At 71.0% G+C, this 24,334-nt stretch carries 24 protein-coding genes and 1 pseudogene; 15 read left to right on the top strand and 10 right to left on the bottom strand.

Features of this window, described 5'->3' with window-relative positions; all coding sequences use genetic code 11:
• Positions 1-151 precede the first annotated feature (151 nt).
• A pseudogene (locus TA3x_RS01240) lies at positions 152-302 on the top strand (IS1595 family transposase); the annotation flags it as partial.
• Between the two features lie 34 nt (positions 303-336).
• Complete coding sequence (locus TA3x_RS01245) at positions 337-723, top strand: hypothetical protein (RefSeq protein ID WP_435022487.1); 387 nt, start codon at positions 337-339, stop codon at positions 721-723.
• Here the strand turns inward: TA3x_RS01245 and TA3x_RS01250 are convergent.
• The 3 genes from TA3x_RS01250 to TA3x_RS01260 form a co-directional block, all read right to left on the bottom strand.
• The gene (locus TA3x_RS01250) at positions 678-1,718 is read right to left on the bottom strand and encodes a hypothetical protein (protein WP_435018289.1); all 1,041 of its coding nucleotides are present in this window, start codon (positions 1,716-1,718) and stop codon (positions 678-680) included. The genes TA3x_RS01245 and TA3x_RS01250 overlap by 46 nt on opposite strands.
• 37 nt (positions 1,719-1,755) lie before the next feature.
• On the bottom strand, positions 1,756-2,730 hold the full coding sequence (locus TA3x_RS01255; protein WP_435018290.1) for a DUF1559 domain-containing protein: 975 nt from the start codon (positions 2,728-2,730) through the stop codon (positions 1,756-1,758).
• A 98-nt stretch (positions 2,731-2,828) separates the two neighbouring features.
• Positions 2,829-3,860 (bottom strand): hypothetical protein, encoded by a 1,032-nt coding sequence (locus TA3x_RS01260; protein ID WP_435018291.1) that lies wholly within the window; start codon positions 3,858-3,860, stop codon positions 2,829-2,831.
• Between the two features lie 208 nt (positions 3,861-4,068).
• Here TA3x_RS01260 and TA3x_RS01265 point away from each other — a divergent pair, with 208 nt between their 5' ends.
• The 4 genes from TA3x_RS01265 to TA3x_RS01280 all read left to right on the top strand — a co-directional run bounded on the left by TA3x_RS01265 (position 4,069) and on the right by TA3x_RS01280 (position 8,492).
• Complete coding sequence (locus tag TA3x_RS01265; protein ID WP_435018292.1) at positions 4,069-5,145, top strand: extracellular solute-binding protein; 1,077 nt, start codon at positions 4,069-4,071, stop codon at positions 5,143-5,145.
• Entirely contained in the window at positions 5,142-6,830 is a 1,689-nt protein-coding gene (locus tag TA3x_RS01270) for an ABC transporter permease (protein WP_435018293.1), read from the top strand. Before TA3x_RS01265 ends, TA3x_RS01270 begins: the two co-directional genes overlap by 4 nt.
• Complete coding sequence (locus tag TA3x_RS01275; RefSeq protein ID WP_435018294.1) at positions 6,827-7,867, top strand: ABC transporter ATP-binding protein; 1,041 nt, start codon at positions 6,827-6,829, stop codon at positions 7,865-7,867. Before TA3x_RS01270 ends, TA3x_RS01275 begins: the two co-directional genes overlap by 4 nt.
• Positions 7,868-8,237: 370 nt before the next feature.
• Complete coding sequence (locus tag TA3x_RS01280) at positions 8,238-8,492, top strand: hypothetical protein (RefSeq protein WP_435018295.1); 255 nt, start codon at positions 8,238-8,240, stop codon at positions 8,490-8,492.
• A 113-nt stretch (positions 8,493-8,605) separates the two neighbouring features.
• On the opposite strand, the gene TA3x_RS01285 is transcribed toward TA3x_RS01280, so the two are convergent.
• Entirely contained in the window at positions 8,606-8,776 is a 171-nt protein-coding gene (locus TA3x_RS01285; protein ID WP_435018296.1) for a PEP-CTERM sorting domain-containing protein, read from the bottom strand.
• Positions 8,777-9,147: 371 nt separating this feature from the next.
• On the opposite strand from TA3x_RS01285, the gene TA3x_RS01290 reads away from it, so the two are divergent.
• From TA3x_RS01290 to TA3x_RS01305, 4 genes are all read left to right on the top strand, one after another.
• The gene (locus tag TA3x_RS01290; protein WP_435018297.1) at positions 9,148-9,861 is read left to right on the top strand and encodes an SDR family NAD(P)-dependent oxidoreductase; all 714 of its coding nucleotides are present in this window, start codon (positions 9,148-9,150) and stop codon (positions 9,859-9,861) included.
• 66 nt (positions 9,862-9,927) lie between these two features.
• Positions 9,928-10,692 carry a haloacid dehalogenase type II gene (locus TA3x_RS01295; protein WP_435018298.1) on the top strand — a complete coding sequence of 255 codons (765 nt, stop codon included), beginning with the start codon at positions 9,928-9,930 and terminating at the stop codon, positions 10,690-10,692.
• Between the two features lie 133 nt (positions 10,693-10,825).
• Positions 10,826-13,861 carry a PSD1 and planctomycete cytochrome C domain-containing protein gene (locus TA3x_RS01300; RefSeq protein ID WP_435022479.1) on the top strand — a complete coding sequence of 1,012 codons (3,036 nt, stop codon included), beginning with the start codon at positions 10,826-10,828 and terminating at the stop codon, positions 13,859-13,861.
• Positions 13,862-13,914: 53 nt separating this feature from the next.
• On the top strand, positions 13,915-15,285 hold the full coding sequence (locus TA3x_RS01305) for a DUF1501 domain-containing protein (protein WP_435022481.1): 1,371 nt from the start codon (positions 13,915-13,917) through the stop codon (positions 15,283-15,285).
• Between the two features lie 68 nt (positions 15,286-15,353).
• On the opposite strand, the gene TA3x_RS01310 is transcribed toward TA3x_RS01305, so the two are convergent.
• The 3 genes from TA3x_RS01310 to TA3x_RS01320 all read right to left on the bottom strand — a co-directional run bounded on the left by TA3x_RS01310 (position 15,354) and on the right by TA3x_RS01320 (position 18,187).
• Complete coding sequence (locus TA3x_RS01310) at positions 15,354-15,584, bottom strand: hypothetical protein (RefSeq protein ID WP_435022489.1); 231 nt, start codon at positions 15,582-15,584, stop codon at positions 15,354-15,356.
• A 63-nt stretch (positions 15,585-15,647) separates the two neighbouring features.
• Positions 15,648-16,967: a TIGR03915 family putative DNA repair protein gene (locus TA3x_RS01315; RefSeq protein ID WP_435018299.1), complete on the bottom strand. Its 1,320-nt coding sequence runs from the start codon at positions 16,965-16,967 to the stop codon at positions 15,648-15,650.
• The gene (locus tag TA3x_RS01320) at positions 16,964-18,187 is read right to left on the bottom strand and encodes a putative DNA modification/repair radical SAM protein (protein ID WP_435018300.1); all 1,224 of its coding nucleotides are present in this window, start codon (positions 18,185-18,187) and stop codon (positions 16,964-16,966) included. Before TA3x_RS01320 ends, TA3x_RS01315 begins: the two co-directional genes overlap by 4 nt.
• Before the next feature lie 158 nt (positions 18,188-18,345).
• Between TA3x_RS01320 and TA3x_RS01325 the strand changes: the two genes are divergently transcribed.
• Positions 18,346-18,654 (top strand): hypothetical protein, encoded by a 309-nt coding sequence (locus TA3x_RS01325; protein ID WP_435018301.1) that lies wholly within the window; start codon positions 18,346-18,348, stop codon positions 18,652-18,654.
• Positions 18,655-18,716: 62 nt separating this feature from the next.
• A complete protein-coding gene (locus TA3x_RS01330) occupies positions 18,717-19,028 on the top strand; it encodes a hypothetical protein (RefSeq protein WP_435018302.1) in 312 nt (103 codons plus the stop codon).
• A 27-nt stretch (positions 19,029-19,055) separates the two neighbouring features.
• On the opposite strand, the gene TA3x_RS01335 is transcribed toward TA3x_RS01330, so the two are convergent.
• Together TA3x_RS01335 and TA3x_RS01340 are read right to left on the bottom strand one after the other, a co-directional pair.
• Positions 19,056-19,760, bottom strand: a complete 705-nt coding sequence (locus tag TA3x_RS01335) for a DUF1990 family protein (RefSeq protein WP_435018303.1) — start codon at positions 19,758-19,760, stop codon at positions 19,056-19,058.
• A 4-nt stretch (positions 19,761-19,764) separates the two neighbouring features.
• A complete protein-coding gene (locus TA3x_RS01340) occupies positions 19,765-20,376 on the bottom strand; it encodes a DUF1990 family protein (RefSeq protein ID WP_435018304.1) in 612 nt (203 codons plus the stop codon).
• A 195-nt stretch (positions 20,377-20,571) separates the two neighbouring features.
• Here TA3x_RS01340 and TA3x_RS01345 point away from each other — a divergent pair, with 195 nt between their 5' ends.
• Positions 20,572-21,648 carry an NAD-dependent epimerase/dehydratase family protein gene (locus TA3x_RS01345; protein WP_435018305.1) on the top strand — a complete coding sequence of 359 codons (1,077 nt, stop codon included), beginning with the start codon at positions 20,572-20,574 and terminating at the stop codon, positions 21,646-21,648.
• Here the strand turns inward: TA3x_RS01345 and TA3x_RS01350 are convergent.
• Positions 21,636-22,037 (bottom strand): hypothetical protein, encoded by a 402-nt coding sequence (locus TA3x_RS01350; RefSeq protein ID WP_435018306.1) that lies wholly within the window; start codon positions 22,035-22,037, stop codon positions 21,636-21,638. The genes TA3x_RS01345 and TA3x_RS01350 overlap by 13 nt on opposite strands.
• Positions 22,038-22,306: 269 nt before the next feature.
• Here TA3x_RS01350 and TA3x_RS01355 point away from each other — a divergent pair, with 269 nt between their 5' ends.
• Positions 22,307-23,191, top strand: coding sequence for an NAD(P)H-hydrate dehydratase (locus TA3x_RS01355; RefSeq protein ID WP_435018307.1), 885 nt, complete (start codon positions 22,307-22,309; stop codon positions 23,189-23,191).
• Positions 23,192-23,350: 159 nt separating this feature from the next.
• Entirely contained in the window at positions 23,351-24,334 is a 984-nt protein-coding gene (locus TA3x_RS01360) for a TIGR03885 family FMN-dependent LLM class oxidoreductase (RefSeq protein ID WP_435018308.1), read from the top strand.

Here is a 24,334-nt window from a genome sequence, read left to right on the forward strand (position 1 = left end):
GGAGCTTCGAGCGGCGGCGTATCCGCCGGGAGCTGCTCAAGGCGTTCTGCCTGTCGGCCACCGCCCACCATGCCGCCCGCTGCTCGTGCCCGACCGCCTACCGGGGCTTCATGGGGTATCACCTGTCGATGGCCGATCCGGCGGCCGAGGAGAATTGGAGCTGGGCAAGTCGTACTTCGGCGGCAAGCCGACGGGCAAGCGAGGGCGGGGTGCGGCCGGGAAAGTGGCCGTCTTCGGCGTCATGGAGCGGGCCGGCAAGGTCGACATTGTGGCCGTGCCCGACTGCAAGAAGGAGACGCTGATGGCAAAGATCGAGGCCGCCGCGGTCGGGGTCCGGTGCTCTGCACCGGCGAGTTCTCCGGCTACGACGACCTGTCCCGGTTCGGCAAGCACATGCCGACCGACCGCGGCGAGGTCTTCGCCGACGGGCCGGCGCACATCAACGGGATCGAGGGCTTCTGGAGCTATGCGAAGCGGCTGCACCGGCTCTGCCATGGGGCGGACCGGGAGAAATCCCCGGTGTACCTGGCCGAGTACGAGTTCCGGTGTCATCATCGCGAGGAGCACCCGCCGGGCGTACTGTACAGAGCCCCGATCCTCCCCCAACTCATCAGGGATGGCTTGGCCTGGGATTTTGTTCATTGCCCCGGCGAAATCCCACCGGCCGGCGACTTCGTTCATCGGATCGGCACATGCCTGGGGTACTCCCACCGGCCGGCGTGATCCCGGACCCACTCGTGGTAGAAACGCACCCCCTTGTCGGACGGGCCGGTGCCGTATCCTCCCATCTCGGGATTCGGACCGGTGCCGGCCACGTTGGTGATCCCCTCGCCGTAGGAGCTGTGGAAGATCATCGCCAGCCGGGGCTTGTCCAGGTATTTGGCCCAGTCGGCCTCCATCGACGCCCGGTGGAAGCGGTTGAAGACCCCCTCGTTGCCCGGCTCGTCGTTGTCGTGGGTCTCGACGTTGACGGCGAACCCCTCGGCCGGGATCGGCATGTCTTCCTGGAAGAACCGCAGGTCCGCCCCCGGGTAGACCACCGGCGAGCCCGAGTTGTGGTTCGGGCAGATGCCGGCCTCGATGTCCGGGGCGACGGCCTTGAACCAGGCGGTGAGCCTGGCCTTCCTGGCGGCCCCGTCGGGCTCGCGGAGGATGTCGTGGTCGGCCCGGACCGGGTGGCTGAACTCGTGCATGATGTTGACGAAGGTGTTCCGCAACTTGCGCTCGGCGAGGAGACGGCCCGTCTCCTCGATGGCGCGGCGGATCGCCGCCTCGTCGCGCAACTCCTGGTCCTTGCGGGGCTGGAACAGGTAGATCGCGACCACCATGCCCCGCCGGTCGGCCTCGCGGGCCAGCCATTCCAGCCGCTTCGCGAACCCGGCCTGGAGCCGGCCGTCGGGCAGGTAGGCGTTGGGCCCGGCGTCGACGCTGGGGAAGCCGCCGTTGGTGCCCTGCATCCCCACGGCGATCAGGTTGATCCCGTGGGCGGCCAGGTTGTCCAGGCAGCGGACGTGCCGCTCGGTGACGGCCGGGCTCATCAGGGCGTTGCCGCACCGCAGCCCCCAGAGCTTCACCGGCTCGCCCCCCAGGTAAGGACGGTCGCCCCGGATCTCGAACTCCCGGGTCGGGGTCGCCGGGGCATCGGCGGCGATGGCGAGGCCCGTCCCGGGCAGGAGGACCAGTGCCGCGACGAAGAGGCACGACCGCGACGCAATCATGGGAGATTCCTCATCCGAGTCATCGGGCGGCACACGCTCACAGGCCGTCGCCCGAGATCACCTCGCCGCCGGAGCGGGTCGAGAGCGCCCGCCACGTCGCCGGGGCGACCGCGTCCTTGATGAACCGGACGTGGCCGTCCGCCAGCAGGAGGTTGACGCCTCCGGGGTGCCGGCTCCTCGCTGCAAGACGGCCGATGACGTTCTGGGAGAGGCAGTCCGGGGCCTTGTTGTTCGGCGTCAGCGCGTGGTTCGTCGTCGCGAAATTCAGGCTCCCGCGGGCCCATTCCTGGCCGCGCTGGCCGTTCCAGAAGGTGATCGACGCGCAGAAGGCGTCGGTGATCGCCGTGCCGCCGGGGCCCTGGGCGTACTGGAGCCGTGGATCGCTCGGGGCCGGGCCGGTGGTGTCGACGCCGGGGCCCTTGAGCGTCTCGCCGTAGGCCGCCGTGTTCGACAGCCCGTCGGTGACGTCGGCGAAGCGGACCGCCGAGACGTCGTAGAACAGGCCGTCGGGGACGCCCGCGAAGTCGACCTGGCGGATGCTGCCGCCGTTGGTGGTCCCCGACCCCGCGATGGCCATGTAGTTGTTCGGGGCCAGGGCGGGCGAGAACCCCTCCGTGCGCGGGTCGCTCGGGCAGAGGTAGGTCGCGATCCTGGTGGCGACGGCCGTGGCGTTCGCCGCGCCCAGGGGCGAGGTCGCGGTAGGGGGCAGTTCCGGGAGGCTGAAGTTGATCGCGTTGTAGAGGGCCCCGCCCTCCAGGCTGGGGAGGATCTGGGCCTGGGCCGACCACAGGTGCGGCGAGCCGGTGCGGGCCGAGGGCAGCCGGCCGTGCGTCCCCTCGTAGTTGTGCAGGGCGAGGCCGATCTGCTTGAGATTGTTGGAGCACTGCATCCGCCGGGCCGCCTCGCGGGCCGCCTGGACCGCCGGCAGCAGCAGGCCGAGCAGCACGGCGATGATCGCGATCACCACCAGCAGCTCGATCAGCGTGAAGCCTCGACGAAGGGGGGATCTCATGTCAATTCTCGGTCGCAAGCGAGGGGGAGATCGACGGGACCTCGTCGATGGCGACCCATCTTACTTCCGTCTGACCCCGATTGCGACGGGTTGCCGGCCTATTGCCCGCCCCTGATATGGCGGGGGTATTCGTAGCGGCCGACGTGATCGCGGACCCATTCGTAGTAGAACCGGACTCCGCGTTCGGGCGGCCCGGTGCCGTCGCCCCCCATCTCGGGGTGCGGGGCCGTGCCGCTGAAGTTGGTGATCCCCTGGATGTAGGCGGCGTGGAGCATCATCACCGCGTTCGGTGCCTTCAGGTAGCGGTCGCAGTCGGCCAGGATGTAGGCCTGGTGGCCGTCGTTGAACCAGCCGTCATTCTGGTAGGTGTCCTGCCGCAGGGTCTCGACGTTGACGACGAAGCCCTGCGTCGGGATCGGGTCGTCCTTCTGGATGGCCCGCAGGTCCATCCCGGCGAACGTGTCCGGGGCCTCGGATCGGGAGGACAGGCAGGCCCCGACCTCGATGCCCGGGGCGATCGCCTTGAACCAGCCGGCCATCCGGGCCCGCTTGGCCACGCCGTCGGGCTCGCGGAGGATGTCGTGGTCGGCCCGCTCGGCGTGGTCGAAGGTATGGATCAGGTCGACGAAGACGTTGCGGAGCTTCCGGGTTTCCAGAAAGCGGGCCGTCTCCTCGATGGCGCGGCGGATCGCCGCCTCGTCGCGCAGTTCGTGCTGCTTGCGGTTCGAGAGGATCTGGACCGCGACGACCATGCCTCGCTTGTCGGCCTCGCGGATCAGCCATTCCAGCCGGGCGGCGACCTCGGGCTTCAGCCGGCCGTCGCGGCGGAATCCGTCGAGCCCCGCGTCGGGGTTGGGCCAGCCGCCGTGGCAGCCCTGGATCGAGACGCCGATCAGGTTGATGCCGTGGGCGACCATGTTGTCGAGGTTGTTGACGTGCCGCTCGGTCACCGTGGGGCTGTACAGAGCATTCCCGCACCGCAGGCCCCAGAGGTCGACCTCATGGCCGCCGAGGAAGGGCCGATCGTCGCGGACCTCGAACTCCCGGGTCGACCCGTCGTCGCCCCGGGCCGCAGGGGCCAGGGCCGGGGAGAGCAGGCCGGCGGCGATGATCGCGAGGAGTGTTCGCATGGGAGCCCTTTGGATGGCCCCGCGGGCCGGGGCGGCGGCGATCGCGGATGGAGTCCGGGATCACGAAGCCCGCCCCGATCTCGACCGGGGCGGATCCGGGGGCGGGAATAATCGGTTCGACCGTTGTATAATGCCGCGGCCCCGGATGCAATCGACCCCGGCAGGCCGGTCGCGATCCCGCCGGGTCGCCGAAGGAGGAAAGGTAGGGATGGCCCGACGCACCCCGATCATGGCCGGAGCGGTCGTCGCTCTCGTCCTCGCCTCCGCCCTGGCCGTGACGCTCTCCCGGGCCGGGCGGGTGGGCCTTCCGGGGCGTGCGAGCCCAGACCGGCCCACGGTCGTCCTCTACTCCGTGACCGACCGCGAGACCGCGCAGGAACTCATCGACCGCTTCGAGGCGGAGACGGGCATCCGCGTCGAGGCCAAGTTCGACACCGAGGCCGCCAAGGCGGTCGGGCTCGTCCAGGCGATCCGCCAGGAGAAGACGAACCCGCGCTGCGACGTGCTCTGGGGCGGCGGCGCCTTCTTCCACGCGATGCTCGCCGACGACGGCTGCCTGGCCCCGGCCCCGGCCGACCTGGTCGCGGCCCACGGCCCGGCACCACGCGACGCGGAGGGCCGCTGGCTCGGCTTCGCCGCCGCCTACCGCGTGCTGATCGTCAACACCGACGTCTTCGGGCCCGAGGCGAGGCCCCGCTCGTATCGCGACCTCGCCGACCCGCGCTACAAGGGGCATGTGGGGATCGCCAATCCCCTGTTCGGCGGCATGGCGGCGCACGTCGCGGCGTTGTTCCAGGTGCTCGGCCCGGAGAAGGCCCGGCGTTGGCTCGCGGACCTGAAGGCCAACGACGTCGCCCTCTGCGGCGGCATGGCCGACGTGACCAAGAGGGTCGCCTCGGGCGAACTGTGGTTCGGGATCACCAGTTCGATCGACGCCCACGTCGCCGCGGACGACGGCAAGCCGGTCGCCATCGTCGTCCCCGACCAGGGGCCGGGCGAGATCGGCTGCATGGAGGGCTTCAGCAGCGTGGCGCTGGTCGCGGGCGGCCCGCACCCGGCCGAGGCGGAGCGACTGCTCCGGTTCCTCCTGTCCGAGCGGACCGAGGAGATCCTCGCCGCCGGCCCGGCCCAGACCGTGGGGCTGCTGCCGGGGAGCGTCGCCCGGGACGTCCGGCCGCCGTGGATCCCCCGGGGGATCCGGGCCATGGACGTGGACTGGGCCGCGGCGGCCAGGGGCTACGGCGAGGCGACGAAGGCCATCAAGGAGATCCTGCTGGGCCGATGATGGCACTCCGCAAGCCCCTGGCAGCCGCGGCCATCCTGATGGCCTTCGCCGTCGTCCTCTCGCCCCTCCTGGCCGCCCTGCTCGGGTCCGGGCTGAGATGGCGGGCGGTCGCGGCGGAGTTCGAGTCCGTCGCCGGGCCGCTCCGGGGCTCGGCGGGGACGGCCCTGGCCGCCTCGCTGGTCGCGCTGGCCCTCGGGGTGCCGTTCGCGCTGCTCGTCGAGCGGTCGAGGCCCGGCCCCCGGCGCGTATCCTGGGCGTTGGGGCTGCTCGCCCTGATGATGCCGCCCTACGTCGTCGCCGAGTCCGCGATCGTCCTCCTCGGACCCGCCGGCAGGGTCGCCCGGCCCGTCGCCGTTTGGCTCGGCCTCGGCCCACGCCCGGCCGGCCCGGTCGAGCTGGCGCGATTCACGGTCCCGGGGTTCATCTATTCCTGGCCGGCGGTCGGCGTGGTCATGGGCGGGTGCCTGTTCCCCGTCGTGGCGCTGGCCGTGGCCGGCGCCTCCCGCCGCACCGACCACCGGGTCTTCGAGGAGGCGAGGCTCGCGCAGGGGAGGCGCGGCGTCTGGAGGATCGGGGCGTCCGTCTTCGCCCCTCCGGCCCTCGGCGCCGCGTTGCTGGTCTTCGCCCTGACGCTGACCGAGTTCCCGGTGCCGCAGCTCCTGCGCGTGCGGACGGTCGGCGAGGCGATCTACGAGCGGATCCAGGAGGGCGACCTGGCGGCGGCCTCGGCCCTGAGCCTGCCGCTCATGCCGGTCGTCGTCGCCGCGGCGGCCCTGGGTGCCTACGTGCTCGCGCGGGGGCGGGTCGCGAGCCTGGCCGGGCTGGAGGGCGAGGTCCCCCGGTTCGCCGGGCGGCGGGCGGGCCGCGCGGGGCATCTCGCGGCCGGGCTCATCACGCTGGTCGCGATCACCCCGGCCCTGATCCTGCCGTCCGCGTCGCTGGGCTGGCTCGCCGCCTCGGCGAACGCGTCCGGGTCGGCCATGCAGGGCAGGCACAGGCTCGTGCGGGCGTCCGGCCTGTCCGGTTCCTTCCGGGGGGTGTGGGAACTCGCCCACGACGATGCCATCCGCACGGTCCTGCTCGCCGGGCTGGCGGCGACGCTCGCCACGACCTTCGCGACCGGCCTGGCCAGGCTGGCGTCGCGGGCCGGTTGGGGACCGATCCTGGGAGGGTTGGGCGCCGGCGTGGCGGTGCCGGCCCCGATCGTGGGCCTGGGCCTGGTCATCCTCTGGAATCGCGGGGCCGGGGCCGCCGTCTACCGCAGCTCGGCGATCGTCCTCCTGGCCTGGTTCGCCCGCTTCCTCCCGGTCGCCGTCTTCCTGGCCCAGGGGGCGCTCGCCCGAGTCCCCCGGGAGTTGGAGGACGCGGCGGCGCTCGCGGGGAGGGGGCCCGCCGGGCGGTTCCTCGCCGTGGTCCTCCCGAACGCAGTTCCGGGACTGGTGGCGGCGTGGCTCGCCGTCTACGTGCTATCGGCGACCGAGATCGGCGCGACCGTCCTGATCGCGCCGCCCGGCAAGCCCCTGTTCGCGCCGTCGGTCATGACCTTCATGAGGCGGGGCCAGGATCCGGAGATCGCGGCCTGCCAGATCCTCCTGCTCGCGGTGATCGCCCTGCCGCTGGCATTGTTGTCGCTCGGGGTGGCCCTGCGCCCCCGGGCCGGTCGCCCCCAGAAAGGCTCGCCGTGAGAGAAGCCCTCCGCGTCCGCGACCTGGGCCGGTCCTTCGGCGACGCAAGGGCCCTGGAAGGCGTCGGCTTCGCTCTGGGCCGGGGCGAACGCCTCGCCGTGCTCGGCCCTTCGGGGAGCGGCAAGACGACCCTGCTGCGGCTGATCGCGGGGCTCGAAACGCCGACGACGGGGGAGATCACCATCGACGGCAGGCCCGCCTCACGCGCCGGACGGGTGCTGATCGCCCCCGAACGCCGTGGGGTGGCAATGGTCTTCCAGGGGCTCGCGCTGTTCCCGAACCTCCGGGCGCTCGGCCAGGTCGCTTTCGCCGCGCACGGCCGGGGCGGCATCGAACGGGCTCGGATCTGGCTGGACCGCGTGGGCCTGCGGCACCGCGCCGACGCCAGGCTCGACGAACTCTCCGGCGGCGAACGCCAGCGGATCGCGTTGGCCCGGGCGTTGGCCCAGGAGCCCGCGCTCCTCCTGATGGACGAGCCGTTCGCGAGCCTGGACGACGATCGTCGTGCCGAGATGCGCGACCTGCTGCGGTCGCTCCTCGACGACCTCGGCACGACGCTGGTGCTGGTGTCGCATTCCCGAGCGGATGCGATGGACCTGGCCCGGCGGGTCATCGTCCTCGACCGGGGCCGGCTCGTCGCCGACGACGGGCTCGAAACCCTCCTGCTGCACCCGAGGCACGCGTCGGCCGTGCGGGCGCTGGGCCTGGGTGAATTGCTGCCGGGCGTGGTCACGGCCCGGGGCGAGGCCGAGACGGCGTTCGGGACGGTGCGCGTGCCACCCGGGACGGGACCCGGGCCGTCCCTGATCCTCGTTCGACCGGACCAGGCGCGGCTCGCCGAGGAAGGCCCCGGCGTCGAGGCCGAGGTCGTGCGGCTCAACCTGCGGCCCCCGGACTCGACGGGGGGCCGCCGGGTCGCCATCGTCCGCGCCGCGGGGCAGGTCCTCCCGATCTCCCCCCTCGGGCGTGTCCCGGAGGTGGGCGACCGCATCCGGGTGCGGATCGAGGGCGAATGCGATCCGGTCCAGGGATCGTGATGCTGCCCGTCATCCGCCGAGAGCGGCCGGGGACGACGCCCTGGTCGGGGCGGCGATTCTTGCCATGCACCGCGTGCCGGGGGGAGTGGCCTATCGGGGGGCCTTGGCCAGTCCGTCCTCCCGGCGATATTCCATCGTCCCGGCCGCCTCCCTCGCGGCCTCGGCCCCGGGCAGGCGACCCACGATGTGCCGGGAGGCGTCGATGCCCGAAGCAACCCCGGCCAAGCCGGGCCGGGCGTCGTCCCCAAGTCCCTGCGGACTGGCCTGCTCGCCTTGGGCTGCAGAGCCGGGCCTGCATCGAGGACGTCGTGACGCCGTTCGCGGCCGTGCTGCCGGCGCACGGGAAGCATCGGTCGGAGTTGTCGAAATCGTGCGTTCGGATTTCAATTCAATTGATCCCGACGATGCGATGTGCCCGGTGGGCGTCCTCGCGCGCCTGGCCGGCGGGCAGGACCAAGGTGATCAGGACGGCGATGGTGGCGATCACCACCAGCTACTCGATCGGCGTGAACCCGCGACGATAGAACATGAGAACCTGGGTGAATCGGATCGCGGCGTGACGGATCGCGAGTCGCTCATCCTGCGTGGGGCCGCATCCCCGCGTCATGGTCGTGACCCGCCCTGAACGGAGAAGCGCCGGCGCGATCGAGGTACGGGGCCTCGAGGCGCCCGCCCGCAGTTGCCGGTAGCGAGCCGGCTTCGGCGCCGTGATGGGCCGGATCCGGGATTGCCGCGAGGTCAATTTGCCCGGCATGCTCGCGTGACCGTCGCCGCAAGCAACGCGATCCCGGACAGGATCAGGGTAGACGGCTCGGGGACGGCGGTCGTCCGGACGATCTCCAGGGTGAGGGCCCCGACATCGATCGCGAACGAGGCGTTCCTCCCGGCGTCGAGTTCGAGCTTGTGCACAAGGGCGGAGGATCCGGCGGATCCCGGGCAAACGCCCTAAAGCTGATCGCCGGGCCCACGTTGCAAGATGGCCGGCGAAACGCAAGCGGGCGCGAACCGGAGTGTCGAGGTGCGAGGAAAAGCGTTTCTGATCGGGGGGCGGCATTGCCAGAAGCCTAACCCGGCTAAAGCCCTTTGATCGCGACTCTGGTTCCGGTCAACCGGATCACCGGCCCGGTTTTCTGCACGACCGAGACGAGCCTTCCCAACCGTGGTCGCATCGGCGATCATGCCCCATGCTCAGGACTTGCCGCGAGCGGGGAGCGTCGGCCGGAATCGCGTGAGGATCGAGAGCAATCGCCGGATGATTCAATCGAAGCGGGAGGATCTCCATGAGTTCCACGCGAAAGGTCGCCGTCATCACCGGGGCGTCGCAGGGGATCGGCGCGGGGCTCGTCCGCGGGTTCCTCGATCGCGGCTACCGCGTCGTCGCCAATTCCCGGTCCATTGACCCCGCCGCATCGGACGACCTGCTGGCCATCGGCGGCGACATCGCCGACCCCGAGGTCGCCGGCCGGGTGATCGCTGGCGCGGTCGAAGCCTTCGGCCGCGTCGACACGCTGGTCAACAACGCCGGCATCTTCATCTCCAAGCCGTTCACCGACTACACCGAGGCCGACTTCGCCCGCAAGACCTCGGTGAACCTGGCCGGTTTCTTCCATGTCACCCAGCACGCCGTCCGGCAAATGCTCGCGCAGGGCGGCGGCCACATCGTCAACATGACGACGACGCTGGTCCATCAGCCCGTCAAGGGCGTCCCCTCGGCGCTCGCGTCGCTGACCAAGGGGGGGCTGGACGCGGTCACCCGTTCATTGGCGATCGAGTACGCCGACCGGGGCATCCGCGTCAACGCGGTGTCGCCGGGGGTCATCAGGACGCCGATGCACGCCCCCGAGACCCTGGCCTCGCTCGCCGGCCTCCATCCGCTCGGGCGGCTGGGTGAGGTCCGGGAGATCGTCGATGCGGTGCTCTACCTGGAGTCGGCCACCTTCATCACCGGCGAGATCCTGAACGTCGACGGCGGCGCGCACGCCGGCCATTGGTGACGGACGGGGAGGACGTCCTCGTCGCGAGGCCTATCCCAGGTCGCCCTTTCCATTGGTGGTGATGAAATGAAGATTTCCCGCTTGTTCCTGTGGTCGTCCCTGGCCGCGATGCCTCTCACGCCCGGAGTTCCGGCCCTGGCGCAGGAGGCGACTCCGCCGCGGTTCAAGGCCGTCGCCTTCGACTATTTCGTGATCTTCAACGCGAACTCCATCATCCCGGCCGTCGAGAAGGCGTTCCCCGGCAAGGGGGCCGAGTTCGCCAGGGCGTGGCGGTCCAAGCAGTTCGAGTACGGCTACCTCCGGTCGATCACGGGCCGCCAGGTCGACTTCTTCCGGGTCACCGAGGATGCCCTGGCCTACACCGCCGGGATGATGAAGCTCGACCTGACCCCGGAGACCCGGAAGAAGCTGCTCGACGCCTACCTCGCCCTGGAGCCCTGGCCGGACGCGGCCGATGCCCTGCGGAGGCTGAAAGCCGCGGGCGTCCGGGTCATCACCATCGCGAACTTCAGCCCCGAGATGCTCCGGGCGAATGCCGAGAGGGCGGGGATCGCCGGCCTCTTCGACGAGCTGCTGAGCACCCAGGCCAACGGCTCCTACAAGCCGGAGCCCCGCGCCTATGCCCTGGGGATGGAGCACCTGAAGCTCCGGAAGGAGGAGATCGCCTTCTGCGCGTTCGGCGGGTGGGATGCCTTCGGCGCGAAGAGCTTCGGCTACAAGACCTACTGGGTGAACCGGTTCCACCTGCCGATGGAGGAGCTGGGGATCGAGCCCGACGGCACGTCGGACAATCTGGAAGGACTGCTCGACTTCGTGCTCGGCAAGCCTTGACCGATCGGCCGGCATCAATCCGATGTCCGATGGCGTGTCCCGCGTGGTATCGTCGTTTGATCAGAAAGCATGGTGCTCGAGACGTGATCCGACGTCGCTCCGATCGCCCAGCACGTGGGGAGGCAACAAGTTGATGCGGACGTTGGCATCAAGGCTGGCCTGGCTCTTCGTGCTGGCAACAGGGGCGGGGGCGATGGCCTCGCCGCCGGCCGATGGCCCGGGCGAGGCCGACTTCGAGCGGGAGGTCCGGCCGGTCCTCCTGAAGTCGTGCGTCAAGTGCCACGGGGACAAGAAGCAGGAGTCGGGCCTGCGGCTCGACGCCCGCCCGGCCCTGATCCGGGGCGGCGACGGCGGCCCGGCGATCGTGCCCGGCGACCCGGCGGCGAGCCTCCTGATCCGGGCGATCGACCACGAAGGCGACCTGGCGATGCCGCCCGGCCGGAAGCTCCTCCCGGCTGAGGTCGACGCCCTGAAGCGCTGGGTGGAGCGGGGCGCCCCCTGGCCCGGCGGCGACACGCCCGTCCCGGTCCGGTCGGGGGAGATCACCGAGGACGACCGCCGTCACTGGTCGTTCCAGCCCGTCGGCGATCCTCCCGCGCCGACGACCACCGACCGATCCTGGCCCCGGACCGAGATCGACCGTTTCATCCTGGCGCGGATCGAGGCCGCCGGGATTCGTCCAGCGTCCCCGGCCGACCGCCGGGCGCTGATCCGCCGCGCCACGTTCGACCTGACCGGCCTGCCGCCCACCCCCGGGGAAATCGCCGCCTTCCTGGCCGACCCGGCGCCCGACGCCTTCGCCGCGGTCGTCGACCGCCTGCTGGCCAGCCCCCGCTACGGCGAGCGCTGGGGAAGGCACTGGCTCGACGTCGTCCGCTACGCCGACACCGCCGGGGAGACGGCCGACTTCCCCGTCCCCGAGGCCGGTCTGTACCGCGACTATGTCATCGACGCATTCAACAAGGATAAGCCCTTCGATCGGTTCGTCCGCGAGCAGGTGGCCGGGGACCTGATCGCGGCGACCGAGCCCGCCGATCGGCACGCCGAGTCGGTGACGGCCACCGGGTTCCTCGCCACGTCGCGGCGGTTCGGGTTCGACCCGCAGAACTACCAGCACCTGACGATCCAGGACACGATCGACACCCTGGGCCAGTCGATCCTCGGCCTCAGCCTCGGCTGCGCCCGCTGCCACGACCACAAGTTCGACCCGGTCTCGGCGGCCGATTACTACGCCCTCTACGGGATCTTCGACAGCACCCGCTACGCCTTCCCCGGCTCCGAGGAGCAGAACCGCCCGCGCGACTTCCTGCCGCTGGTCCCGCCCGCCGAGGCCGCCGCCCGACGCCAGGCCCACGAGGCGAGCCTCGCCCGGCTGGCCGCCGAAATCAAGGAGATCGAATCGACCCGGGCCACGATCGAGCCGGAGTTCCGCGCGATGGCCGGCGGCGACGGCTCGTTCGAGGGGCAGCGGCTGGCGGCCGGCCCGGGGGATCCCTGGCGCCACCTGGCCGGGGCCCGGGTGGAGGCCGAGTCGCAAAGCCCCTTCGCCGACGTCTTTCCCCTCGGGTCGCGCGGCGTCCGGCTCCCCGGCGACGCGGCCAACAACGCCTTCGTCCGGACCTTGCCCGCCACATATACTCCCGCGACCCACGACCGGATCCACCTCAACGTCGACTTCCGCATCGTCTCGCCGGGCGACGGGGCGTATCGGATCTACCTCGGGCACGGGCCGGGGCAGTCGGCCGCGATCGAATTGGATTTCAACGGCGGGCGGTTCTTCGCCCGGTCCGGCGAAGCCCGCGAGCCGGTCCGCGAGCTGGTGCCGGGGGCGTGGGTCAACCTTCAAATCGTCGCCGACCTCGACGCCCGGACCTACTCGGGCACGATCGGCCCGCCGGGCGACTCGACCCGGTTCGAGGGCAAGCCGTTTTCCCCGGGCTGGGACGGGGTGATCGACTGCGTGTTCGTCGATGGCTACGGCCATCGCCCCGGCGCGAAGCCGACCAGCGACGTCGACAACCTCGCGATCGCCGACGCACCGTTCCCGCCCCCGGCTGGGCGAGCGGACGCGGTCCGGCTCGGCGAGTTGCGGTCCGCGCTCGACGCCCTCGACAGTCGCCGTGCCGAGGCGGAACAGTCCCTCGCCGGCCTCCAGAAAGCCGGACCCTACCCGGTGGCCTATGCCGTGGCCGATGGCACGCCGCACGACGCCCGGATCCAGAAGCGGGGCGAGCCGACGACGCCCGGCGAGGCGGTCCCCCGACGCTTCCTGCAGGTCCTCGGCGGCGACCGCGTCCCGCCCGACTCGGGGAGCGGGCGGCTGGCGCTGGCCGACTGGCTGACGCGGCCGACCAACCCCCTGACCGCCCGGGTGATGGCGAATCGGATCTGGCAGCATCACTTCGGCCGCGGGCTGGTCGCCACCGAGAACGACTTCGGCAGGCGGGGGCTCGCGTCCTCCCATCCCGAGTTGCTCGACCACCTCGCCCGGCGGTTCATGGACGGCGGCTGGTCGGTCAAGGCGCTGCACCGGGCGATCCTGCTCTCCGCCGTCTATCAGCAATCGGGCTCGGGCGACTCCGCCCCGGACCTGATCGCGCGATACCCTCGCCGGAGGCTCGACGCCGAGGAGATCCGCGACGCCATGCTCGCCATCTCGGGCACGCTGGACCTCAGCCCCGCCGGGCCGCACCCGTTCCCGCCGGTCGAGACCTGGGCCTTCACGCAGCACAACCCGTTCGCCGCCGTCTACGAGACGAACCGTCGCAGCGTCTACCTGATGACCCAGCGGCTCAAGCGACACCCGTTCCTGGCCCTGTTCGACGGGCCCGATCCCAATGCGTCGACCCCGCGCCGATCGGCCACCACGGTACCCACCCAGGCCCTGTTCTTCCTGAACGACCCGTTCGTCCACGCCCAGGCGTCGGCGTTCGCCGGAAAACTCGTCGCTGCCACCCCCGATGATCGGGCACGCCTCCTCCTCGCCTTCGAGACCGCCCTGTCCCGGCTTCCCTCCGCCGAGGATGAGGCGGAAGCCCTCGCATTCCTCGACGACGAGCGGAAGGACCTGGCCTCGACCGGCATCGCCCCGGCGGACATCGATGGCCTGGCCTGGTCGGCCCTGGCCCGCACCCTGTTCGCCCGCAACGAGTTCCTCTTCGTCGACTGACGGGAGCCGCCGCCGTGGACGACCCGGACTCGCCATCGATCTCACGCCGCCGGATGCTGGCACGAGCCTCCGGTGGATTCGGGGCCATCGCTCTGGCGGGCCTGCTCGCCGAGCAACGGGCCGTCGCCTCGGCCACCGACCCGCTCGCGCCCCGCAAGCCCCACTTCGACCCCAGGGCCAAGCGGGTCATCTTCCTCTACATGACCGGCGGCGTCTCGCACGTCGACACCTTCGATCCCAAACCTCTGCTCGCATCAGGCCACGGCAAATCGATCACCGTGGACAACTGGCAGGGCAAGAAGGGGGCCTTCCAGCGGTTCTTCAAGCGGCCCGGTTGGGAGTTCCGCCCGGGGGGCCGGTGCGGCACCGAGATCAGCGACCTGTTCCCGCACGTCCGCGACCGGGCCGACGACCTGTGCGTGATCCGGTCGATGTCGTCGGACCACACCAACCACTACGAGGGGACGCTCGGGATGCACACCGGGTCGTTCACCTTCGCCCGGCCCAGCCTGGGGGCGTGGGCCAGCTATGGCCTGGGCACCGAGAACCGAAACCTCCCCTCGTTCATGGTCATCGCCCCGGCCGCCCCCTACGCCGGAACCCAGACCTGGGCGGCGGACTTCCTGCCCGGCTGCCACCAGGGGACCCACGTCGTCCCCGGCCCGACGCCGATCCCCAACGTCCGGCCCCGGTCCGCCCCCGGGTCGAACCAGAGGCGCGAGCTGGACCTGATCGCGCGGGCCGATCGCCGGCACGCGGCCGACCGGCCCGGCGAAGACGCCCTGGAGGCGCGGATCCGGTCGTTCGAGACCGCCTTCGGGATGCAGGCCGAGGCCCCGGCCGCCTTCGACCTGTCGGGCGAGGCCGACGCCACGCTCGCCCTCTACGGCCTCCAGCGCGGCCAGACGACCGGGTTCGGCTGGCAATGCCTGGTCGCCCGCCGCCTCGCCGAGCGTGGGGTCCGGTTCGTCGAGCTGATCGACACCGGGTCGTCGGGCAACTGGGACTCGCACGGGAACATGCAGGACCATGCCGGGCTCGCCAGGAACGTCGACCAACCGATCGCCGGGCTCCTCACCGACCTCAAACAGCGGGGCCTGCTGGAGGACACGCTGGTGGTCTGGACCACCGAGTTCGGCCGCACCCCCTACCACGAGCAGGCCGGCCACGCCGGGCGCGAGCACCATCACCAGGCGTTCTCCTCGTGGATGGCCGGCGGCGGCGTCAAGGGCGGGATCGTCCACGGGGCGACCGACGACCACGGCGTGGCCGTGGCCCGGGACCGCGTCCACGTCCACGACTTCCACGCCACGATCCTCCACCTGCTCGGGCTCGACCACGAGCGGCTCGTCTACCGCCACGCCGGCCGGGACTACCGCCTCACCGACGTCAGCGGCGAGGTGGTCCGGGAGATCATTGCGTGACGTAGATAAAATGCATAGAAGTGGGATATACTGATCTGGTCTGGCGAGTGCGAATGTTGAATTTGGTTTTACCCGGGCGTTCGCGATCGTGGATTTCCAGACCACCCGTCCCCCTCGGCGTTGAGGGGGCAACCCCAGGCGGCGTGCTCCACGGCCAATCTCTCCGCACCCCCGATCCGCCGGGCCAGGCACTGCCGGGCCAGGATCGACAGCTCGATCTCCGCCACGTTGAGCCAGCTCGCCGGGCAGATCTGTCGGACTTGAGTGCCGACCGATTCCTGGACCGCCCGTCCGATCACCGGCTCATCCACCCGTCCACGGCCACACGCGGATCCGGAAGCACTGCCCGTGATAGCAGCTCGCTACGGCGTGCCGGGGGGGATCGCTGCAAGACTCCTCGCCAGCGAGAGGTGGGCGAGGATCTCCGCCCGAGTGCCGGCGCGGAGCGCGGCGGCCGGGTGGACGGTCGCCACGACCTTCGCCCCGCCGGCCGCGGCCACGACCTCCCCGCGGCGGTCGGCGAACCGGAACAGCGGCCCGAGCACCGCCCGCGCCGCCGCCGGGCCGAGGCACACCGCCACGGCCGGCCGGATCGTGGCCAGTTCCGCGAGCAGCCACGGGCGGCACGCGGCGGCCTCGCGAGGCCCGGCCCGCGTGCCGTCGCCCGCGGCGCGTTTCACCGCGTGCGTCCGATAGACCGCCAGGCGGGCGAGGCCCGCTTCGTCCAGCGCCGCGTCGAGCAACTCCCCGGCCTCGCCGTCGATCGGGCGGTCGCCGATCAGGACCACCCGGGCGTCCGCCGGCCCCTGACCGAACACCGGCGGCGAATCCGGGCCGCACAGGCCGCATGCGGAGCAGTCGCGGGCCGCCGCCCGGAGGCTGGCGAGGTCGCGCGTGGCCGGAAAGAAGTCGGCGGCCGACCGGGCGCACCCTTCCTGGTGCGCGACCATCGCCGCCACGCGGGCCGGCGCCTCGGCCAGGATGTCGGGGATGATGGCGGTCTCCGGCAGGGTCGGCCAGTGCCGCACCGGGAGTTCCTTCTTCATCGCCCGGATCTTGATCCGCGCCGGGTTGAACGTCGCCCGGTAGTAGGTCTTCCACATGACCTCCAGTTCGTCCGGCGCGGGGGCGTCCTTCGCCGGCACGCCGGGGCCGAATTGGAGCCCGTCTCCGTCCCACAGCGCCGACTCGTCCGGCGTCAGGATCGACCAGCGCATCTCCGGGAAGCGGCGGGCGAAGAACGGCGAGGCCCGACGGAGGATGCGGTGGTCCGGCCGGTGCCAGGCGACGAAGTGGCCGCCGACCGCGCGGAAGCGGACGAAGGCGTGCATCTTGTGGATGTCGCGGCGGACGGACTTCTCGGCCTGCATGAGCCAGCCCACGTCGCCGTCGGTGGCGAGGTCGAGCAGATGCGGTTCGCCCCGAGTGAGCCGCCACAACGCGCGGTACAGGTACTCCCACCGCCGCGGGTCGCGGTGGCACGCGACCGCCTCCGCCAGCGCGACGAACGCCCTCGGCACGTTGAAGGTCCCTCCCGCGGGTGCGGCCGGGAGTTCGTCCGCAGCGAACAGGCCGGGCGTGGTGCCGTCGTCGAAGAGGATGTCGGCCGGGGGCACGTCGGCGGCCAGCAGCGCGCGGGCGGCGGGACGCCAGGCGTCGAAGTCGGGGGCGGAAACGATCATGCGTCGTCCCAGCCGTCGAACAGGGTCGGCTGCACGACCTTCCGCTTCAGGCCGACCGCGTCGAGGTGGCGCACGGTCGAATTGTGGTCGCTGGTGAGCACGAACGGGGCGGCGGTCTTCCAGTTCACCCGCAGTTTGCGGAGGTCGTCGGTCGTCAGCGCATGATACCGGCGGATCGCCAAGATCCGGTTTACGTTGCGGACCCCGACCCCGGGGATCCGAAGGAGCATCTCGCGAGGGGCGGTATTCACGTCGACCGGGAATCGTTCGCGGTTGGCCAGCGCCCACGCCAGCTTCGGGTCCATGTCCAGCGCCAGGTTCGCGCCCGGGGCGACCACCTCGCCCACGTCGAACCCGTAGAAGCGGAGCAGCCAGTCGGCCTGGTAGAGTCGGTGCTCGCGAATCAGCGGCGGGCTGAATGCCGGCAGCCGGGCGTCGGCGTGCGGGGTCGGGCTATAGGCCGAGTAGTAGACGCGCCGCAGCCCCCGGGTGCGGTACAACTCGTCGGCGGTCGCCAGGATGGTGCCGTCCGCGGTCGGCGTCGCGCCGACGACCATCTGCGTGCTCTGCCCGGCCGGGGCGAATGCCGGCGCCTTGAACCCGGCCTCCCGGTCGGCGGCGTGCTCGGCGATCCCCTCGGCCACCGCATGCATAGTGCCGTCGATGTCCTCACGCGTCTTCTCCGGGGCGAGGAGTTGCAAGTCCTGGCTGGTCGGCAGCTCGATGTTCGCGCTCAGCCGGTCGGCCCAGAGCCCGGCCTCCGCGACCAGCTCGGCGGACGCCCCGGGGATCAGCTTGAGGTGGATGTAGCCGCCGAACCCGTGGTCCTCGCGCAGGCCCCGGGCGACCGCGACGAGCTGCTCCATCGTGCCGTCCACGCTGCCGACGATGCCGCTGCTGAGGAACAGCCCCTCGATGTAGTTGCGGCGGTAGAAATCGATGGTGAGCCGGATCACCTCGGCCACGGTGAACCGGGCGCGTGGGGTGTCGCTCGACACCCGGTTGACGCAGAACTGGCAGTCGTAGACGCAGTAATTGGTGAGCAGGAGCTTGAGCAGCGACACGCATCGGCCGTCGGGGGTGTAGCTGTGGCAGATGCCCATCCCCTCGGTCGTCCCCAAACGGGCGTCGCGTCGCTTCGTGGAGCTGCCGCTGCTGGAGCACGAGGCGTCATACTTGGCCGCGTCGGCCAGCACTTCGAGCTTTCGGCGAATATCCATCCTGGTGCCTCACCGGACGGCATTGTGTACTCGCGTTCAGAATACCACGCAGGTGGACTGAAGTCCATTGCCGGCGGCCATCGGCACGGCTGATGCTGCTAGGATCCTGTCGCTCGGAGCGGTTCCCTATCGAGCGCGACGGTCGACGCCTCGGCCGGATGGCCGCCGTGGCGGGGCCGTCCCCGAATGTCGCCCAATCGAACCCAACGCAGGGTTTCGCCCATCGCCCGGATCCGTTCATCCACGGCCCGGGCCTTGGCCTTACGAAGTCAAGTCTTGAGCTTCGAGAAGGGCCGCTCGATCGGGTTCAGGTCCGGGCGGGAGGCGGGCAGATCACGAACTTCCGCGATCCCATCGAGCCCACCGGCGAGGCCATGACGGTCGTGGACGGCGGTCGCCGGGAGTCGGGCTTCCGCCGGCCGGGCCTTCGTGGTGAGTTCGATATCGTGATTCATGAGGTGTCGTGACGTGCGGATTCGCTGTGGGCCCCTCGTGGGCGGGGTTGCCCCGGCGCGGACCGATCTGGCACGTGACCTGCTGGACCAATCCGTCGCCCCAATACTTCAACGAGGGAATCGTCATGACGGATGCTGTGTTCGAAGGGATCGGTGTCAGGCCCCGCGAGCATGAGGAGGGGCAGCTGACCAAGATGATCGAGCAATACACCAGCCAGATCCCCTCGGGGTTCTATCTGAGCCTGGCGTTCGGCGCGATCGGCACCTCGCTGATGCTGCGCATGAAGGGCCGCGATCGCGACGCGATGTTCGTCGGCATGTGGGTCGCCCCATTCATGATGATGGGGCTGTACAACAAGCTGGTCAAACTCGAGGGTTCCGACTGATCCCCCGGGGCGGCGCGGCCCCGGCGATCAGGCGGAAGGCTCGGGATCGGTCCGGGTCGGGGTCGCGCCGCCGCGGTGGGCGAGTTCGCCCTCCGCGGCGATCGGGAGGGCGACCGGCTGATGGGCGACCGCCCTCAGACGCTCCGGCGCCCGCTTGCGCCACAACGATCGGTAGTGCTCGCCGATCAGCTTGAAGCCGAGCTTGCTCCACCAGCTGGGGAACTGGCCCAGCCGCCAGTGGGCCTCGATCTTGAAATGGACCCCGCCGGTCGCGTGGTCCTTGGTCAGCAGGAACCACTCGTACCCCCGCTCGATGTGCCCGTCGAGGGTGTCGTAGCGGAACCCGAAGTAGGTCGTGTTCCCGTCGTACTCCTCGCGGACGCTGTGGACCCGGACTCCGCAGAGGAACCGGAACCCGAGGACCTTGAGCTCCAGGAGCATGTCGCGGCCGACGGGGTCGACGGTCGGGTCGAAGTGGCCGACCACGATGCTCGGGTCCGAGAAGTCATAGTTGGTGATGGCCTGCTTGGCCCGGGCGAAGACGCCGTCGGGGATCGGGGGGCCTTCGGGCTCCGTGCCGATCTCGTCGTGGCTGCCGTCGACGGTCCAGCCGTTGGCGACGGTCATCTCCTCCATGGGTGTATCGAAGTTGACGGAGCGGGCCCGGAGCGCGTTGAGGTAGCTCTTCAGCTCGCGCTCCGACCAGCCTCTCCCGAATCGCGTCAGGGCCATTCGATCAGCCTTCCACATCGCTGGAGAATGTCGAGCATTCGTGGCCTTCGCAATCGGACGGCCGTTCCTCGACCCGTTCCGTCCTCACCCGGACCGGACCCGCCAGGCGGCCCCCGCAGGCCTCGGCCACGCGGCCGATGAACCGGATCCAGCAACGGGCCTGCATGGAGCGGCCCAGCAGGAGGAAGCCGAGATAGTGGATCATGCCGCCGGAGCGGGCCCGGCTGCGGATCTGGAACGTCACCCGCCCCTGGTCGTCGCGCCCGGCCTTGAAGCTGATGCGGCCCGCCTCCGGGTGCCCGGCCAGGGTGCGGAGCGTGAGGCTGAGGTCATCCATGTGGACCACGCGTACGCGGCAGGGCATGAACCCGCCGATGCGGATGGCCAGCTCGTCGCCGACCTTGAGGCAACGGCCCGCCCCACCGACCATCTCGAAGGCGGCGGTCTCCGGGGGGCCGAATTCGACGAATCGCTCGCGGACCATCGCCGCCAACGCTTCCGGAGAGCAGGTCCCGCCCTCGATCGTCCCGGCGTAATCGCGCTGGAACATCGGCCCGGAGCCCGCCGACGCGTAGACCAACTCTTTGTCTTCCGACTTCACGGTCGCGCCACTCATGGGACCCACCCCCGATTTTGCGAAGCGTCGCCGGCGACCCGGGCCGGCCTCTTCCCGGGCCCAGAGGGAGCAAAGGCCGAGCCGAGGAGCATCCTCCCCGGAGGAAAAGTCGGCCCCGGCCCACCCATGGGCATCACGATTGCACGGCGACCCACCGGTTCTAGGCAAACCGGGGCCGATCGGCGAGAACGACGCATGGGCGATCGAGACGGGGCGGTGATCGTGACGGGCGCCAGCGGGCGGCTCGGGGGGGCGCTCGCCACGAGCCTGGACGACCGCTACCGCGTCGTGGCCTTCGACCGCGCGGGGCCGCCCGTGCCGCCGCCGGGCATCGAGACGATCGACGCCGACCTGTCCTCCGACGAGGGCCTCTTGCCGGCCCTCCGCCGGTTCCGGGATCGCCACGGGCCGGAGGTCGCCTCGGTCCTCCACTTCGCCGCCTACTACGACTTCTCCGGCGAGCCGACCCCCCTCTATGAGCAGGTCAACGTCGCCGGATCCGCCCGGCTGATGCGTTGCCTGCGGGAGGCCGACTTCCAGGTCGGCCAGTTCATCTACGCCAGCACGATGGTCGTCCACGCGTCGGGCGAGCCCGGCCGCCCGATCGACGAGGATTCGCCCCTCGGCCCCTCCCTGCCCTATTCGCGGTCGAAGCTCCGGGCCGAGGAGGCGCTCCGCGCGGGCCGGGGCGACATCCCCCTCGTCATCCTCCGGCTGGCGAACGTCTACGACGACCGGGTCCACCACCCGGTCCTGGCGCAGCAGTTCCGCCGCATCCGAGAGGGGGGCGTGGCCAACCGATTCTTCCCGGGAGACCCCGGCCGGGGCCAGTCGTATCTGCACGTCTCGGACCTGATCGATGCCGTCGGGCGGGCCGTCGACCGTCGCCGGGACCTCCCCCCGGAACTGATCCTGCTGCTGGGCGAGCCGGGGGCCGTGGCCTATGGGGAGATCCAGAGCGAACTGGGCCGGCTCCTCCGCGGATCCCCCCAGGGCACGCGCCGGATCCCCAGGATCCTGGCCCGGGCCGGCATGATCGCCCAGGGGCTGCTGCCCGGGGGCGGGGACCCATTCCTCCGCCCGTGGATGATCGACCGCGCCGACGATCACTTCGAGCTCGACGTGTCCCGCGCCCGCTCGGCCCTGGGGTGGTCCCCGCAGCAGTCGATCCGGTCGAAGCTCCCGACCATGGCCGCGTCGCTCGTGGCCGATCCCGAGGGCTGGTATCGCGACAACGGCCTGGAGCCCCCCGCCTCCGGTCAGCGGCCGTAGCCGGACGCCGCCATCGCGAACACCCCGCCCAGGTAGATGAACGTCAAGGAATAAACAAGGTTCATGACCGGCCACGCCTTCTTGATCTCTCGGTTGTGGTAGAAGATCTGGATCAGCAGCCGCAGCCACCAGGCCCCCGCCAGGAATCCCGAGAAGAACCGGCCCATCGGCGTGCCGGATAGCTCCCGGGGGAAGGCGAGCGCGGCCACGGCGAAGGCCAGCACGAACAGGGTGACGTACAGGTTGTGGATGTTGAAGACCTCCCGCACCGTCGGGTCCAGCCGCTTCATGTTGTCGGCATAGGCGAGGATCCGGGGCGTGAACAGGCTCGACGCCGCGATCAGGAGCAGGAGGACCCCGGCGGCCCGGAGCAGGAGGATCGGCGTCATCGCGAGGACTCTCGGATCGTGTCGTGCGGGCCGTCGCAGTTCGCGCCCGGTGCCCGGGCCCGGCGCGAGCCCCCGAGGCCGGATGCCCTGGGGGATGGAGCCGGGTTACGCAAAGATTGGGCCCATCCGCTGCCTCGCCCGTCGCGGATCACGCCGGGACCACCCCTGTCCCCTTCGCCGTCGGAGCAACTCTGCTGGAGGAGGTATAGAGTTTGCTAAGCGACCTCCGAGACTCATCCCAACCGTCGCGTCGCGGGGACAGCATGGCCATGAGCGCATCGCCCAAGCTCATCCACCGGGCTCTGCTCGAAACTCTGCCTCTTCCCGAACACGATAAGGACGAGGGCAAGGCCGGGCGAGGCAAGCTCCTGCTCATCGCGGGGTCGGCCAGCCTGCCCGGGGCGGCGATCCTGGCGGCAAGGGGGGCCTTGCGGGTCGGCTGCGGGACCGTGCGCGTCGCGGCCCCCCGGTCGGTGGCAGTGACCATCGGCGTCGCCGTCCCCGAATTGATGGTCCTGCCCCTGCCGGAGACGGATTCGGGCACGATCGCCGAATCGGCCCTGACGCGACTCGAAGAGCAGCTCGGGCCCTGCGATGCCGCGGTGATCGGGCCCGGACTGGGTTCCCACCAGGAGACGGACCGCGTCTCCGTCCGATTCCTCGCCGGCTCGTCCCTGCCCACGGTCGTCGACGCCGGTGCCCTCCTGGCCTGGGGCCGCGCGGGGTGGCCGGACGGGCCCGGCGACCGGGTCCTCACGCCTCATGCGCCGGAGATGGCCCAGCTTTCCGGGCTGGAGCCCGAGACGATCGCATCGGGCCGCGCGGAAGTGGCCGGGCGATTCTCGGCCGAATGGCGCTCCGTGATCGTGCTGAAAGGGGCGCAGACGTTGGTTGCCGGCCGGGAACTCTACCTCAACACCGCCGGGACGCCCGGCCTGGGGACGGCCGGCAGCGGCGACCTGCTGGCCGGCGTGATCGGCGGCCTGCTGGCCCGGGGCGCCGAGCCGACCACCGCGGCCGTCTGGGGCGTGCACCTCCACGCGATCGCCGGGGAGATCGCCGCCGGGCGGCACGGCGATGACGGGATGCTGGCCTCGGACGTCCTCGACTGCCTGCCCGACGCGATGCGATCCCTCCGGGAAGGTCGAGGGTGAAGACCCGCGTCCCTCACGCCGCGCCAACCTCCATCGTCCGGGCGGATGCCATGCCTCCGGGGAGTCGGGGATTGGCCTGGGGTTTGCTGGCGACTCGGGGTCGTCCTCGGCGCCGTATTGATTCGGGGATGGTGAGGCCGGAGGATGACAGGACTTCACATGGCGACAATCGGATATCACTGCTCCCATGAGCAATTCGCCCCGAGCACCCTGCTCGGGCTGGCGCGGGCGGCCGAAGCGGCGGGCTTCGGAGGCGCGATGTGCTCGGACCACTTCCATCCTTGGACCAACCGGCAGGGCCAGAGCGGCTTCGCCTGGAGCTGGCTGGGGGCCGCTCTGCAGGCGACCCGGCTGACGTTCGGGGTGGTCAACGCGCCGGGGCAACGCTATCACCCGGCCATCATCGCGCAGGCCGCCGCCACCCTGTCCGAGATGTTCCCCGGCCGGTTCTGGATGGCCCTGGGCAGCGGCCAGGCCCTCAACGAACACATCACCGGCACGCCCTGGCCCCCCAAGAAGGAGCGGCAGGCCCGCCTGAAGGAGGCGGTCGGGGTGATCCGCGCCCTGTTCGCCGGCGAGGAGGTCGATCACAACCCCCTGGGGCAGGATGGATACGTCCGGGCCCATAAGGCGAAGCTCTATTCGCGGCCCGCGCAGCCCCCCCGGATCATCGGCGCGGCGGTGTCGGCCGAGACGGCCGAGTGGGTGGGCTCCTGGGCCGATGGCATGATCACCGTGGTGAAGCCATACGACGAGCTGAAAGAGGTCGTCGAGGCGTTCCGCCGCGGCGGGGGCGAGGGCAAGCCCATGCTCCTCCAGGCCCAAACCTGCTACGCCGCCGACGAGGAGGACGCTCGTCGCGACGCCTTCGACCAGTGGCGGGCCAACACCCTGGACAGTCGGATCCTGGTCGAGCTGGAGATGCCCGAGGATTTCGAGCACGCCGCCCGCGACCTCCGGCCGGAGGACCTCGACGGCCACATCCGGATCTCGTCCGACCTGGGGCAGCACGCCGCCTGGCTCCAGGAGGACCTCGCCCTGGGCTTCGACGAAATCTACGTGCATCAGGTCGGCCGCGACCAGGAGGGGTTCCTCCGGGCGTTCGGCGAGCATGTGCTCCCGAGATTGGGCCTTCCGCGTTGA

It is taken from the genome of Tundrisphaera macrotermitis (genome assembly GCF_051175315.1).
GTDB lineage: Bacteria > Planctomycetota > Planctomycetia > Isosphaerales > Isosphaeraceae > Tundrisphaera.